The organism is Nocardia sp. NPDC058519 (assembly GCF_042719755.1).
Classification (GTDB): domain Bacteria; phylum Actinomycetota; class Actinomycetes; order Mycobacteriales; family Mycobacteriaceae; genus Nocardia.
Map to the genome: position 1 here is coordinate 54,053 of NZ_JBHXNK010000031.1, position 13,727 is coordinate 67,779.

17 protein-coding genes are annotated in these 13,727 nt (G+C 67.4%); 7 read left to right on the forward strand and 10 right to left on the reverse strand.

Going from position 1 to position 13,727, the window contains the following annotated elements; translation table 11 throughout:
- Positions 1 to 66 precede the first annotated feature (66 nt).
- Positions 67 to 396 (forward strand): hypothetical protein, encoded by a 330-nt coding sequence (locus tag ACFWPK_RS27890; protein WP_378920701.1) that lies wholly within the window; start codon positions 67 to 69, stop codon positions 394 to 396.
- Between the two features lie 28 nt (positions 397 to 424).
- Positions 425 to 937: a DUF1990 family protein gene (locus ACFWPK_RS27895; protein WP_378920703.1), complete on the forward strand. Its 513-nt coding sequence runs from the start codon at positions 425 to 427 to the stop codon at positions 935 to 937.
- Here ACFWPK_RS27895 and ACFWPK_RS27900 read toward each other — a convergent pair.
- Complete coding sequence (locus tag ACFWPK_RS27900) at positions 934 to 1,971, reverse strand: beta-ketoacyl-ACP synthase 3 (protein ID WP_378920705.1); 1,038 nt, start codon at positions 1,969 to 1,971, stop codon at positions 934 to 936. The two genes, ACFWPK_RS27895 and ACFWPK_RS27900, sit on opposite strands and share 4 nt — an antisense overlap.
- 89 nt (positions 1,972 to 2,060) lie before the next feature.
- On the opposite strand from ACFWPK_RS27900, the gene ACFWPK_RS27905 reads away from it, so the two are divergent.
- Complete coding sequence (locus tag ACFWPK_RS27905; protein ID WP_378920707.1) at positions 2,061 to 2,642, forward strand: TetR/AcrR family transcriptional regulator; 582 nt, start codon at positions 2,061 to 2,063, stop codon at positions 2,640 to 2,642.
- A gap of 6 nt (positions 2,643 to 2,648) precedes the next feature.
- On the opposite strand, the gene ACFWPK_RS27910 is transcribed toward ACFWPK_RS27905, so the two are convergent.
- Positions 2,649 to 3,551: an alpha/beta hydrolase fold domain-containing protein gene (locus tag ACFWPK_RS27910; protein ID WP_378920709.1), complete on the reverse strand. Its 903-nt coding sequence runs from the start codon at positions 3,549 to 3,551 to the stop codon at positions 2,649 to 2,651.
- 100 nt (positions 3,552 to 3,651) lie between these two features.
- Positions 3,652 to 4,194, reverse strand: coding sequence for a YaeQ family protein (locus ACFWPK_RS27915; RefSeq protein ID WP_378920711.1), 543 nt, complete (start codon positions 4,192 to 4,194; stop codon positions 3,652 to 3,654).
- Between the two features lie 87 nt (positions 4,195 to 4,281).
- On the opposite strand from ACFWPK_RS27915, the gene ACFWPK_RS27920 reads away from it, so the two are divergent.
- Positions 4,282 to 4,713, forward strand: a complete 432-nt coding sequence (locus ACFWPK_RS27920; RefSeq protein ID WP_378920713.1) for a hypothetical protein — start codon at positions 4,282 to 4,284, stop codon at positions 4,711 to 4,713.
- A 15-nt stretch (positions 4,714 to 4,728) separates the two neighbouring features.
- Here the strand turns inward: ACFWPK_RS27920 and ACFWPK_RS27925 are convergent, their stop codons facing one another.
- From ACFWPK_RS27925 to ACFWPK_RS27945, 5 genes are all read right to left on the reverse strand, one after another.
- Positions 4,729 to 5,067: an MmcQ/YjbR family DNA-binding protein gene (locus tag ACFWPK_RS27925; protein ID WP_378920714.1), complete on the reverse strand. Its 339-nt coding sequence runs from the start codon at positions 5,065 to 5,067 to the stop codon at positions 4,729 to 4,731.
- Positions 5,068 to 5,129: 62 nt separating this feature from the next.
- Positions 5,130 to 6,014 (reverse strand): metal ABC transporter permease, encoded by an 885-nt coding sequence (locus ACFWPK_RS27930; RefSeq protein ID WP_378920716.1) that lies wholly within the window; start codon positions 6,012 to 6,014, stop codon positions 5,130 to 5,132.
- A complete protein-coding gene (locus tag ACFWPK_RS27935) occupies positions 6,011 to 6,745 on the reverse strand; it encodes a metal ABC transporter ATP-binding protein (RefSeq protein ID WP_378920718.1) in 735 nt (244 codons plus the stop codon). The genes ACFWPK_RS27930 and ACFWPK_RS27935 overlap by 4 nt, the downstream gene beginning before the upstream one ends.
- The gene (locus tag ACFWPK_RS27940) at positions 6,742 to 7,680 is read right to left on the reverse strand and encodes a metal ABC transporter substrate-binding protein (protein WP_378920720.1); all 939 of its coding nucleotides are present in this window, start codon (positions 7,678 to 7,680) and stop codon (positions 6,742 to 6,744) included. The genes ACFWPK_RS27935 and ACFWPK_RS27940 overlap by 4 nt, the downstream gene beginning before the upstream one ends.
- A gap of 67 nt (positions 7,681 to 7,747) precedes the next feature.
- Entirely contained in the window at positions 7,748 to 8,122 is a 375-nt protein-coding gene (locus ACFWPK_RS27945; RefSeq protein ID WP_378920722.1) for a cupin domain-containing protein, read from the reverse strand.
- A 79-nt stretch (positions 8,123 to 8,201) separates the two neighbouring features.
- On the opposite strand from ACFWPK_RS27945, the gene ACFWPK_RS27950 reads away from it, so the two are divergent.
- A complete protein-coding gene (locus ACFWPK_RS27950) occupies positions 8,202 to 8,642 on the forward strand; it encodes a MarR family winged helix-turn-helix transcriptional regulator (protein ID WP_378920724.1) in 441 nt (146 codons plus the stop codon).
- Between the two features lie 199 nt (positions 8,643 to 8,841).
- The gene (locus ACFWPK_RS27955; protein ID WP_378920726.1) at positions 8,842 to 9,075 is read left to right on the forward strand and encodes a hypothetical protein; all 234 of its coding nucleotides are present in this window, start codon (positions 8,842 to 8,844) and stop codon (positions 9,073 to 9,075) included.
- A gap of 45 nt (positions 9,076 to 9,120) precedes the next feature.
- Here the strand turns inward: ACFWPK_RS27955 and ACFWPK_RS27960 are convergent, their stop codons facing one another.
- A complete protein-coding gene (locus tag ACFWPK_RS27960; RefSeq protein ID WP_378920728.1) occupies positions 9,121 to 10,545 on the reverse strand; it encodes an amidase in 1,425 nt (474 codons plus the stop codon).
- Positions 10,546 to 10,760: 215 nt separating this feature from the next.
- On the opposite strand from ACFWPK_RS27960, the gene ACFWPK_RS27965 reads away from it, so the two are divergent.
- Complete coding sequence (locus tag ACFWPK_RS27965) at positions 10,761 to 12,140, forward strand: AIM24 family protein (RefSeq protein ID WP_378920730.1); 1,380 nt, start codon at positions 10,761 to 10,763, stop codon at positions 12,138 to 12,140.
- 64 nt (positions 12,141 to 12,204) lie between these two features.
- Here the strand turns inward: ACFWPK_RS27965 and ACFWPK_RS27970 are convergent, their stop codons facing one another.
- A complete protein-coding gene (locus ACFWPK_RS27970; protein WP_378920732.1) occupies positions 12,205 to 13,497 on the reverse strand; it encodes a hypothetical protein in 1,293 nt (430 codons plus the stop codon).
- Positions 13,498 to 13,727: the final 230 nt, after the last annotated feature.

Consider the following 13,727-nt stretch of genomic DNA (forward strand, 5'->3'; position numbering starts at 1 on the left):
AGCGAAGTTCTCGAGTCCACGCGATTTCGGTGTTCCCTGAATAGTTGCTGCGATACGGTTTTTCGCATGGACGACATCGAGTTGGATTTGCCGAGCGTCGCTACTTCCCACAACGCCGGACGAATTCTGGAAATCGGCGCGGTCGGTCTGCGCAACCCACTTCCCGTCGACGGAGAACAGACCCACGCCTACGTGTGCTGCGTCGACGGCACCACCCTGCAGCTCCCCGACTCGCTGCAGAACTGGGCCATGCAAACCCTCGCCGCGAACTTCGACCTACGCGCGACCGGCCTACCCTCACTGTTCCCCTGCCGCTTCGAATTCGGCATCCGCGACGGCGCGGCCTACGCGGTACCGGTGACCGAGCGGTCGCTGCGCGAGAAGGCCAACGCATGACGACCTGACGGCGCCTATCGTCACCCTCATGTACGAGGGACTCACCTACGCCCCGGCCGGCGCGACCAGCCCCGCCGACGGGATCTGGACCGGCGAATACCCCGGGTTCCGCCGGTTCGACACCACGGTGGTGATCGGCCACGGCGAGCCGACGTGGGCCGCCGCTTCCGAGGCCGTGCTGCGGTGGGGCATCAAGCGCCGCAGCGGCTTTCGTGTCGCTCCCGATGGTGCGGTATCGACGGATGCGAAGTACCGGATCAGCGCGGGATGGGGACCGGTCTCGGTCCACGAGCCGGTTCGGGTGGTCGCGGTGGTCGACACCGAGAACCGGTGCGGCTTCGCCTACGGCACCTTGCCCGGCCATCCGGTCAGCGGCGAGGAAGCCTTTGTCGTGCACCGGGATTCGACCGGCGCCGTATCGCTCACCCTTCGCTCACTGACCAGACCCGCACCGACCGGACTATGGCGCTTCACCTTTCCGATACTTCTTCTCGCGCAACGCTTCTACCGTCGCCGATATCTGCGCGCGCTGGTGCACTAGGCGATCGGGGGCAGATGAACGACCTGGCCCGCATACGCCAGACCCGCACCGAAGCCGAGCAGCAGCGCGGTGTCGCCGGGGTTGGCGGCACCGGAGCGCACGAGTTGTTCCATGGCCATCGGAATGGAAGCGGCGCTGGTGTTGCCGGTTTCGATGATGTCGCGCGCGATGGCGACGGTTTCGGGCAGGCCGAGGGTGCGGACCAGCGCGTCGGTGATGCGGATATTGGCCTGGTGCGGGACGAACGCGTCGAGGTCGGCGGCCGTGAGCCCCGCGCGGTCGAGCGCGTCGCGACAAGCCTTCTCCAAAAACGTGACAGCCCAGCGGAATACCTCAGTGCCGTTCATCCGGATGTACGGGCGCTGCGTTGTGCCGCCGCTGGCCTCGGCCGCGGCGACTTCGGCGAAGTACTCCAGAAAGTCCTTGTCCTGCTTGATCGCCGAGGTGCGCGAGCCATCCGAACCCCACGCGACCGGGCCGATCCCCTCCTGCTCGGCCGCGCCGACGACGACCGCACCGGCACCGTCGGCGAAGATGAACGCGCACCCGCGATCGGTGGTGTCGAGCAGATCCGACAACCGCTCCACCCCGATCACCAGCACCTGCCGCGCCTGACCCGAGCGCACCAGATTCGCCGCATCGGCCAACGCGTAGCAGAAGCCCGCGCAGCCCGCGGAGATGTCGAAGGCGGCAGTGTCGTGCATGCCGAGTTCGGTCGCCACCACCGCGCCCGCCGATGGACCGAGCACCATCTGCGACGACGTCGCCAGCACGACCGCATCCACCTGCTCGGCGCTCACCCCCGCCGCCGTGAGCGCGTCACGCGCGGCCGCGACACTCATCGAGACGATCGTCTCGTCGGGCTCGGCCCAGTGCCGGGCGGCGATCCCGGACCTGGTCTTGATCCATTCGTCCGACGACTCGATCGCGTCGACGATCTCGGAATTGGGCACGACACGGCGCGGGCGGTATACGCCGAGGCCGAGAATTCCCGCGTGGGTGACCGGAACCGCGGTGGCAATGGGGGTGGGCATGGCATCCTCTCCATATGAACCGATCGGTTCACGTAGGAATAGGTCTAACATGAACCGATCGGTTCAATCAAGGGCTAGGAGTAGATCGGATGGCAGCCGGACCCCGCGCCCGCCTCATCGAGCACACCATCAGCACCGTCCAGGAGCACGGCGTCCACGCGGCCGCGCTGAGTGAACTACTCAAGCGCAGCAGAACTTCACGTAACTCGCTGTATCAGCACTTCCCTTCCGGCAAGGGCGAATTGGTGCAGACGGCGGCACGGATCGTGGCGCGTCTGGTGTACTCGCACGTGAGCGCGATGGCCGACGCCCTCCAGACCGCGCCGTCGGCCCAGCAGTGGCTCACCGACCTGCTCGCCTTCTGGCGGATCCCGCTGGAAAAGTCCGACTACGCCGCGGGCTCGTTCATGATGGCGGCCGCCCTCGACGAACTCGACCCCGCCGTCCAGTCCATCGCGGGCCAGGCCTTCGCCGAATGGACCGCTCGGCTGGCCGACGGGATCGTCGCCACCGGGATCGAACGCGCGACCGCGGTGTCGCTGGCCGGCTTCCTGCTCACCACCATCGAGGGCACGATCGTGCACAGCCGCGCGCTCAAGTCGTCACACCCGTTCGACCAGGCGGTCACTCAGCTGACGATCCTGTTCAACGTGCACCTGTCCGAGCGCTGATACGTCTCACGAAATACTGTGCGCCGCATCGAGTTCGGCGCGCAGGGTGGTGATGATCCGGCGCCGGGCCGTCGCGCCTTCGGCGCTGGGAGTCAGCGGGTAGACGTGCACGAGTCCGGGCTCTTCGAGATAGTCGAGGTCAACGCCCGCCGTGCGCGCCTTCGCCGCCAGTAGGCGGGCGTCGGGGTTGAGGATGTCGTCGGTACCGGTGAACACGGTGATCGGGCCCAGCCCGCCGAGGTCGCCGAACAGCGGGCTGACCAGGGGGTCTTTCATCGAGAGTTCGCCGCTCCACATCCTGCCGAACACCAGACCGCCGTCCCTGCCCAGCCACGGGTCCCGAGGGAGCACCGCGTCGATCTCGGGATTCTCGAGGGTGAGGTCGAGGGCCGGTGAGATCAGCATCGTGCGGGGGACGATGTGCCCGGCGTCGCGCAGAGACAAGGCGGTGGACAGCGCGATCTGACCGCCCGCGGAGTCGCCGGCGAGGAAGGTCGGGCCGTAGCGCTCGTGGGCTGACATGACCAGTTCGGCGAAACGGGGAATCACCTGGGCGGCGGTGCCGAAGGGGATCAGCGGATAGATCGGGACCGTCACGACGAGGTGGGTCTGCGCGGCGATGCGGGCCGCGAGTTGCCAATGTTGCGAAGCGATTTCGCCCACCCAGCCGCCGCCGTGCGCGTACACGAGGCCGCCGCGGGAGATCCCGTCCGACGGAGTCAGCGTGTAGATCGGCCAGCCACGGTCGTGCGCCACCGAGATCTCGACCCCACGCAGTTTGCGCGGTGGACCGTAGGCGACGGGCCGCAGTCCGCGCTCGCGCACGTAAGCCCTGGCCATCTCGGCATCGATGTAGTTCCGGTTGCGCCGGGTCGCCCGCAGGAATCCCGGAATCACGAACCGACTCATCACACCGGGCACCGCGACCTCCACTCGACAACGAGACCGGCACAGTCGAAGCGCTCGGGCCGAGCGTGGCCGGTGCCAGCCAAGCTACTCCGTGCCGGCGTCAGCCGAGGGGTTGCTCGGTGACATCGGTCCGCAAGCTGGTGCCGTTGAGGTCCAGATAGAGCACACCCTCGGTGACCGAAAGGGTGGCGGTATTGCGACGGTCGACCAACCCCGCCGCCTCATCGATGAACGCGCGATCGAAACTGAACAGCGGGATCTGCGCCGCGTTGTGAATCTTCTTGCCCCCGTACTGCGCGAGTACCTTCGCCGGGTCGCGATGGGTGTACACCGCCGCACGACCAGCGAGTTTGCTCCCACGATGAATACGATCCGCGTCGGGCGCGCCCACTTCGATCCACGCGGTAGTCCGCCCGGTCATGTCCCGAACCTGCACCGCGGGCTCGTCGGTAGCCGAAATCCCACCCTCGCTGAACACGATCCCCTCCTCGTACTGCAAGCAGTACGCGAGGATCCGCGTGACCATGTACTCCAGCGTCTCCGACGGATGCCGAGCCACCCGCAATTCGAGATCCTCGTACACCCCCCGATCCACATCGGCGAGCTGAACGGCGAAGTTGTGCAGTGTTGCGCTGAGTGCCATAGGAGCTCCGACCCTACCGGGCCCGCGACCTCGACTACTCGCGAGCACCCGGTTGCACTTACCGGTCCGGACCGCCAGCATCCTTACATGAGAATCACTCACGTTTCGACTCTGGCCGCCGTTTTCCTCGCACTCGGCACGGCAACCGCTGCGGCAGAACCGAATGCGGCCGACTCACCCCGCCAGGCCATTGCCCGCGCCTACCTCGACGCCCTGGTATCCCACGACGCGAGCGCGGTCCCCTTCGCCCCCGACGCCACCCGCGTCGAGGTCGGCTTCCAAACCGGCTACTCGGGCCCGCAACTGAGCGCCGACTTGGAGAACGGCCTCCAGTACCGCGTGATCCAAGGCATTCGCGACCTCACCATGTCCGAATCCGGCGACACGGTCACCACCCACTACCTCCTCGACACCGGAGTGGCCGACATCCGCCTGACCACCGTGGAGATCACCGAGACCTTCGTCATCCCGGTGGACTCCATCCAAACGATCGAGGCCACGATCACGCCGGTGCTGTAACTCACGGCCCAGCGCTCACTGGTCCGCGTCCAGCAAGGACCGCGGGGCCGCCTGGCGCCAGGAGTCGGTGATGATGGCTTCCAGTTCCTCGCGGTCGTCGAGGGCGGTCAAGCGGACCCGGACCCAGGGGTTGCCCGCCTCGTGTGAGGCGATCCAGAACTTGGCGGGCTCGGCCAGTACCAGCTCGTCGCGTTCGACGATCGGGCAGCGCACCGCCATCGAGGTCTCCTCCTCCGGCAGGGTGAGGAACAGCTTGCCCGCGACCTTGAAAATGGGCATGCCCCAGGCGAATTGCTCTGTCGTCTGCGGTAGCGACAGGACGAAGGCGCGGACGTCATCCCCGGTGACATTCATGCTCTACATCCTGACAGCACCCACCGACACCGATCTGATCCGCCGTCGCCGGATCGGGACCGCTAGTCGGCCACCCCGATGGTGGTCATCGATTTCCGGGCGCGCGCCGCGGTGATCCGACGGCCGATCACTCCGTGGCGAGGAGCGAAGAGGTAGACGAAGGTGAACGCGACGCCCTGGGTTACCACGACCATGCCGCCTGCCGCGGTATCGACGTGGTAGCTGATGTAGAGGCCGGTGACCGCGCACACCACCGACACGGTGGGGGCGATGACGAGCATGCGGGAGAAACGGTCGGTGAGCAGGTAGGCGGTGGCGCCGGGGATGATCAGCATGGCCACCACCAGGACCACACCGACGGCCTGCAGCGCGACCACCGAGGTCAGGGCGAGCAGGGCCAGCAGCGCGGTGCCGAGGACGCGGGGGTTGAGGCCGATGGCGTGGGCGTGGGTGGCGTCGAAGGCGTAGAGGGTGAAGTCGCGGCGTTTGAGGACGAGGGCGACCAGGACGATCGCGGCCAGGATCATGATCTGGATCATCTCGCCGCGGCTCACGCCGAGCAGATTGCCGAAAACGATGTGGTTCAAGTCGGTTTGGCTCGGCGTCACCGACACCAGCACCAAACCGAACGCGAACAGGGTGGTGAACACGATGCCGATCGCCGCGTCTTCTTTCACGCGGCTCGTATCGCGAACGACCCCGATCAACGCGACAGCCAGGAACCCGAAGATCACCGCGCCGACGGCGAACGGCCAGCCGACGATGTAGGCCAGCACCACCCCGGGCAGTACCGCGTGTGAGACCGCGTCACCCATCAGCGACCAGCCGATCAGCACCAGCCAGCACGACAGCACCGCGCACACCACCGCCGCCGTGACGGTGGTAGCCAGCGCGCGAACCATGAATTCGTAGCGCAGCGGGTCGATCAGGAATTCCTCGAGGCTCATCGGTCTCCGTCCACATCCAGGCCGAAGGCCTTGGCCAGGTTCTCCGGACGCAACACCACATCGGGGTCGCCGTGTTCGAGCACCCGGCGGTTCAAAAGCACTGCCTCGTCGGCCAGTTGGGGCAACGCGTGCAGGTCGTGGGTGGACACCAGAATCGTGGCCCCGTCGGTGGCGAGCTCGCGCAACAGCGCGGTGATCGTCGCCTCGGAACGCTTGTCGACACCGGCGAACGGCTCGTCGAGCAGCAGGATCGTGGCCTCCTGGGCGATGCCGCGGGCAACGAACGTGCGCTTCTTCTGACCACCCGAGAGCTGGCCGATCTGCCGGTCGGCCAGGTCGGTGAGCTCGACGCGGGCCAGCGCCTCGTCGACGGCGGCACGGTCGGCCTTGCTCGCCCGGCGGGTGAACCCCATTTTCCCGTAGCGCCCGGTCATCACCACATCGCGCACCGACAGCGGGAAAGTCCAGTCCACGTCCTCGGATTGCGGCACGTAGCCGAGGGTGCCCGCCTTGCGCGCGGCAGCCGGGGCGCGACCGTTGATCAGCACCCGGCCGCGGTCGGGCGTCACCAGGCCCATCACGGACTTGAACAGCGTCGATTTGCCGGAGCCGTTCATGCCGATCAGCCCGCACACCCGGCCGGATTTCAACGTCAGTTCGACATTGTCGAGCGCGAGCACATCACCGTAATAGACTGTCACGTCCTGGATTTCGACAACCGGTGCGGTCATTTCGGTGCTCCGGCGAGTGCGGCCGCGATGATGTTCGCGTCGTGGCGGATCAGCTGCAGATAGGTCGGCACCGGACCGTCGGCTTCCGAGAGCGAGTCGACGTAGAGGACGCCGCCGAACCGCGAGCCGGAGGCTTCGACCACGCGTTGCATCGGTGCGTCGGAGACGGTCGATTCGCAGAACACGGCGGGCACGCCGCGCTGGCGGACGAAGTCGATGGTCGAGCCGATCTGCTGCGGGGTGGCCTGCTGTTCGGCGTTGACCGGCCAGATGTACTTCTCGGTGAGCCCCGCGTCGCGAGCGAGGTAGGAGAACGCGCCCTCACAGGTGACCAGGGCACGCTGGTCGGCGGGCAGGGTCTTCACCGCGGCGACGAGATCGGCGTGCACGGCGCCGAGCTGCGTTTTGTAGGCGTCACCGTTGGCACGATAGGCATCGGCGTGGTCGGGGTCGAGATCGGTGAACGCGCGAACCATGTTGTCGACGTAGATCTGCGCGTTCACCGGCGACATCCAGGCGTGCGGGTTGGGCTTGCCCCGGTAGGCGTCCTCGCTGATATCCATCGTCGCCACCCCCTCGGTGACCACCGCGTGCGGCACATCGAGATCGGCGACGAACTGGCCGAACCAGGCCTCGAGGTTGAGCCCGTTGTCCAGGATCAGATCGGCCTTGGCCGCCTTCTTGATATCGCCCGGGGTCGGCTCGTACCCGTGGATCTCAGCGCCGACCTTCGTAATCGATTCCACCCTCAGGTGCTCGCCTGCCACATTCCGAGCCATATCGGCGAGCACGGTGAACGTGGTGAGAACTACCTTCTTCCCGTCGTCATCGGAGGTGATCCCACCGCAGGCAGTCAGCGCGAACGCCATGACACTCAGAACACATGCCGCAAGCACCCGGCGTCGCACCGGAGAACGGTAGAACCCAACCTTCATTCCAGAATTATATTGTTCGGCGACCCGAACTTTCAAGTTCTGGTCTTGAAACAGTCGCCGAGACGGCTCAGGATGCCCAAGGCGGGGTGAAGGTCGATCCATCGGGGAGTTCCGCGGCGAAGCCGACGCGCACGGTCACCAACAGCGCGGCCGGCTCGTCGGCCGAGTTCGCGAGGGCGATCATCGAGCCCGCGGGCGCGACCGCCGCGTCACCCGGTGTCATCAGCGCGGATTCGCCATCGATCGTCATGGTCACCTCGCCCGACAGCAGAACGAAGGCCTCCTCCCCCAGGATTCGATGCGGCACGCCCACCGAATCGGCACGGACCTCGGTCTGCCAGACGCACAGTTCGGCACTGCCGGTGCCGGGACGGACGAGCGAGGTGAACCGAGCGTTGTGCACCTCGTGCACCTGCGCGTCGGCGGAGCGGATTACCGGCATTCGAACCTCCATAAGGTCAAGCAACTTGTCTATATGGTCAAGTAGATTGACTATTGTGTCAAGTGCCAGAATGACTGTCGTGCCCGCGAACGCAGATCTGCCCCTCCTGCTGCTCGCGGCAGCGGCCGAGGTGACCCAGGCGGTGCACGCCGGGGTCGCCGCGGCGGGGTTCACCGATATCCGGCCGACGCACGGCTTCGCCTTCGTGCGCATGGCACCCGACGGCGCGACGGTCGGGGAGATCGCCGAGCACCTCGGCGTCACCAAACAGGCGGCCAGCCAGCTGGTCGACGAGTTGGTCGCCAAGGGCTACGCCGACCGCAATCCACACCCGCGCGACGCGCGCGCCCGCCTGATCACCCTCACCGACCGCGGCTGGGCGTGCACGAGGGCCGCCGACGCGGCGCTGGCCGAATTCACCCTGAGCTGGTCGGACACCCTCGGTGCGACCGGCCTCACCCAGCTCAGCAAGGCATTGGGCCGCGTTGTCACCCCGGGACGAGTCCGCCCGAGCTGGTGACCCGTAACCAAACCGCGCGCGCCGACGATTTCATAGTGGGTATTCGTTAATCCGAAGAAGTGGATTTTCAAAACCTGCGCGGTGTCACGGCGAGCGGCATACTCTCGGATCGAGCGGTGACGCGCCACCGCGGCACCCGGGCCGACGGTCCGGGTCGCGCACTCGTCACGTCATCGTTCGCCGCGATCCCGGAGGGTCAATGTCAGTCCTAGCCACCGTTCCATCCACCGTCGACACCGTCACCCGGCACAAGTACGAGCGGCTGCAGTACACCGGCTCGGCCGGCGTCGTCGCCTCGCTCGAGGACGCGCGCCTGGTCGATCGCTGGCGTGCCGAATACCCCGGCTGGGATGGCGAGCACTGGGCATTCGACGCGGGCACCGACAGCCCCGGACGGCTGCGCCCGATCAATGTCGCGGCGCGCAACAACTGATCAGCCCGGTGACAAACGGCTGATCAGCCGGTGCGCACCGGCTGATCAGGCCGCGCCCGCGGCGGCGGTCCGGTCGATGATCCGTGGGAACGGGCTCGCCGCTTCCAGCTGGTAGGCCAGGTCGAGCAGGGTCCGTTCGTCACCACGACGGCCCGCGAGCTGGATCGACCCGGGCAGACCGCTCGGCAGCAGACCGTGCGGCAGCGAAATGCCGGGCCCCCCACCGACATTGTTGAGCGGGGTGAAGCCCACGTAGTCGACGAGTTTGGTGAACAGCGAGTCGAAGGGCTGGCCGGGCGCGAGTTCGCCGATGCGCGGGGCGGGATGGGAAAGCACCGGGGTGAGCAGCACGTCCACGTCGGCGAAATGCCTGTCGTAGGCCGCCACGCCTCCGCGCAACCGCCACGTCGACGCGGCCACACCGAGCGGATTGCGCTTGGCCAGCCCGATCAACCCGGTGGTGAACGGGTCGAGTTTGCGCGGATCGAAGTACCCGCGGTGCCCCAGCCGGAACGACAGCGCCATCGCCGCGGCCATCACCGCCCAGTACTGCTTGAAGTCCTCGACGAAGCGCGGATCCACGTCAAGGCGCATCTCGACGACCTCGTGACCGAGACCTTCGAACACCTTCGCCGCGGACGCCAGGATGACGCCGTTGTCGACGTGCACCGTCCGGCCGAGCACATCGGCGGTGATCAGGCCGATCCGCAACCGTCGCGCACTCGGCCCCTCGACCAGCCCGACCGGCGTCAGGTTCGACTTCGCGCCGAACCGCTCGACGGCGGCCAGGTAGTGGGCGGTGTCGCGGACCGATCGGGTGAGCACGCCCTCGGCGACCAGATGCACCGGAAGTTTGCGGGCACCCGGCTGGTCGAGCAGGCGGTTGCGGGTGGTTTTCAGGCCGACGAGACCGTTGGCCGCGGCGGGGATGCGGATCGAGCCGCCACCGTCGTTGGCGTGCGCGATCGGCACCACCCCGGCCGCCACCAGGGCCGCCGAGCCGCCCGATGACGCCCCTGCCGAGTACTCCGTATTCCACGGATTGCGGGTCGGCGCGCGATCGGTGAATTCGGTACTCGCGGTGAGGCCGAATTCCGGCAGCGTCGACTTACCGAGCACGATCACGCCCGAATGCAGGAACTGCGCGCCGGGACCGCCGGTCACCGTGGCCGGGTGCGGGGTGAACGCGGCCGAGCCGTGGCAGCTGGGCAGGCCCGCGATGTCGGTGTTGTCCTTGACGAACGCGGGCACACCCGCGAACACACCCGCGGTTTCCGGCGTCGAGGCGGCGCGCTCGAAACAGGTCATCTGCACCGCGTCCAGACTCGGATCGACCCGCCGAGTCCTGGCGATCGCGGCCTCGATCACCTCCGACCGGCTCACCTCCCCCGCGCGCAACGCCGCGGCGACACCGACCGCGTCCAGCGTCCCGAGGGCATCGTCGGTAAATCCGTGCACAGCAGAGCTCATACCGCAGCGTAATCCGACCAGGCAGCCCTTCGCAGCGGTAACGAGCTTCCCGGAACGCCCACGCGCCACACGGGGTGGCGCCAACCTGGAGATTGCGCTGGTACGCGGTCGCGACCTGCCACGTTGACGGGTTGTGGCTGGCGCGGTGACGCCGTACACGGCACTATCGAAATCGTGGAACACCAACGAATCGCCCGAGCTTCGGGTGCTGTGTCGTGATCGCGCTGGCTCCCGGCGAGAACCGGCCCGCGCCCGGTGATCAGCTCACCGTCACCGTGGCGAGTTCGGCGTCGGTCGATGTGTCGGCGCTGCTGGTGAACAGCGCGGGCAAAGTACGTTCCGACGCCGACTTCGTCTTCTTCAATCAGCCCACCGGACCAGGGGTGGTGTACCGGCACGGCAACGGCGGGCCCGATGTGGTCGCTGTGCAGACCTCGGCATTACCCGCCGATGTGGACAAGGTGGTGGTCACCGCGAGCCTCGACGGGCGTGGGCCCGCGACCTTCGCCTCGGTCGGCGCCCTGACCACCACCATCGAATCCGGTTCCACCGCACTGACTTTCCCGATTTCGGGACTCACCACCGAGAGCGGCGTGGTGTGTGTGGAGATCTATCGTCGCAGTGGGGCCTGGAAGGTCCGGGCGATCGGGCAGGGCTACGACGACGGATTGGCCGGGATCGCTTCGGCTTTCGGCGTCAACCTCGATGACGAACCCCCAGTTCCCGCCGCACAGAGCGCTCCGGTGCAGCCGGTCACTCCCCCGCCTACCTATTCCGGTCACGGTGCCCCTGGTCGACCGGGCCAGGTCGCCCCACCACCCGCGCTACAGCCGCAACCCTCGTTCTCTTCTCAGCAAGGAGCCCCGCCCGTGCACAGCGACCTGTTCGACCCCTCGCATGCCGAGGTCAACGGCCTCGGTATCCAGAAGCAGGGCGGCAAGATGGTGAAGGTCGGCATGAACGGGGAGGTGATGGCGCGGGCCGGGTCGATGGTGGCCTACCAGGGTGACCTGAAATTCGAAGCGCTCGGCTCCGGTGGCATCGGCCGCGCCATCCGTCAGCACCTCACCGGCGAAGGTGTGCCGCTGATGAAGGTGACCGGCCGCGGCGACCTCTTTCTGGCCAACAGCGCCGCCGACGTGCACATCATCGACCTCGACGGCACCGACGGCCTCACCATCAACGGCGCCAACGTGCTCGCCTTCGACTCCACGCTGCGCTACGACATCGGCCGTGTCCAAGGCGCCGCGGGCTACGCGTCCAACGCGGGCCTGTTCAACTGCGTCTTCACCGGCCGCGGCCGCATCGCCATCACCACCCACGGCAGCCCGGTCGTCCTCACCGTCGACCAGGCCACCTACGCCGACCCCAACGCCGCCGTGGCGTGGTCGTCGAGCCTGCAAACCGGTATCAAACGCAACGACTCGTTCGGCCTCGGCCGCCTGATGGGCCGCAGTACCGGTGAGGCGAGCACCCTCGCGTTCTCCGGCCGCGGTTTCGTCATCGTCCAGCCTTCCGAACTCCCCCCGGGCGGCCTCATCGGCGGCACCGGCGGCGGCCAGCAAGCAGGCACCGGCGGCGGCATCTTCGGCTGACCCCGGACGCGGAAAAGGCCGATACCCACATCAGTCGCGGGTATCGGCCTTTCTGCTGTGTCTGCTAGTTCGCGCGCTCCTTGCGGGCCTGGCGACGGGCCTCACGCATATCGTTGAGTTCCTGTTCCAGGCTCTCCGCGATGCGGAACTGGCCGGTGTCGTAGATGCTGGTCGGCTCGATCGCCTCGTAGCCGAAATTGGCTTCGGCGAACGCCTTTTCGACGCGGGCCTCGATGTCGGAGATGGCGCTCTTGCGGGCGGCGGGGACCGAGTCGGTGGCCGGCTCGGGCTTGACCGGTTCCTTGGGGGTCTCCGGTGCCACGACGGGCGCGGGGACGGATTTCTTGGCGGTGGCTTTGTCCGAGGAGGACGGTTTGCCGATGCCGAACCGCTTGCGCTTCTCCGGCGGGCGGCCGTTGCCGTTGGTGGTCGGCTCGGTGGGGGTCCAGGCGGGTTCGCGGGTGATCGGGGTGGTGGCGGCGGTTTCGGCGGCGGCGACCGCTTCGGCACGAGCCGCACCCGTCATCGGCGGGGTGTAGGTAAGGCGGATGCCCTCGGTGCTCTGGCGGGCGAGCAGGCCGTCGGCCGGGTCGGGCATGTCCCTGACCTGGCTGGTCGCGCGGGTGATGGCAAGACCGTAGCGGGCACTGACCGCGTCGTGGATCAGCAGCGCGACACCGATCATCACCGGCGCGACCGCGTGCACGGCGACGTCGTACCAGCGCCCGTCGCGCACGTAAGGATAGGTATTGAGGGTGACGGTCAGGCCGAGCAGCGCGAGCTCGGCGAGCGCGACCTGCCGACGGTTGTCGATCACGCCCCACTCGGCGACCTTGTTCGTGCCGACCATGATGATGATCAGACACACGCTGATCATCGCCTCGAGCAGGTAGCTGAACCAGAACAGCGGATCGCTCGGCCCGCCGGGCGCGATGTTCTGCTGCACGTTCACCGCCGACCACAGCATGCCGGCGCCGACGACGCCCGCCAGGGCCTTGAGCGACCACGATCGGTGCCGGTACAGCGAAGCCAGCTTCGCGTGCGGGCTCGATTCGCGCCGCTGGGAGGCCATCGCCCTTCTGGCGAGCAGCAGATCTCGCATGTCGGCCTTCTCGATCGCTTCGGTGGTCTGTCGGCTCCGGTCCGACGCGGACGCCATCGCCTGGGTGTGCTTCCAGCGCTGCTCGCGATCCTGTTCGCGGATGCGCTCGGCGAGTTCGCGTTCGGCGCGCAACTCGTCTTCGGAGAGCGCGTCGGTCAGAGCCGGATCGAATTGGTAGGCGAGGCGCCCACGGGCACGTTCGACTCGCTGGGCGAGCTGGCTGACGTCGTCCTCGAGACCTGTCTCGATCGTCATGCCAGACCACCGCCCCGGGCGCGCGAAGGCAGGCGGGTGACCACACGTGTGAACGGCACACCGCATTCTTAGTCGATATACCCTCGAGCGCGAAACCGATGCTCCCGCACGACTCCCCGAACACGGCGCGCCGCGCGCGACACGCCCAACAATTTCGACCGGGGACCGGATCTGCGAAGATAATCCCCCGCCGCCGCCGGAGCCGGAGTTTCGGTGAGGTTCGGTGCCCG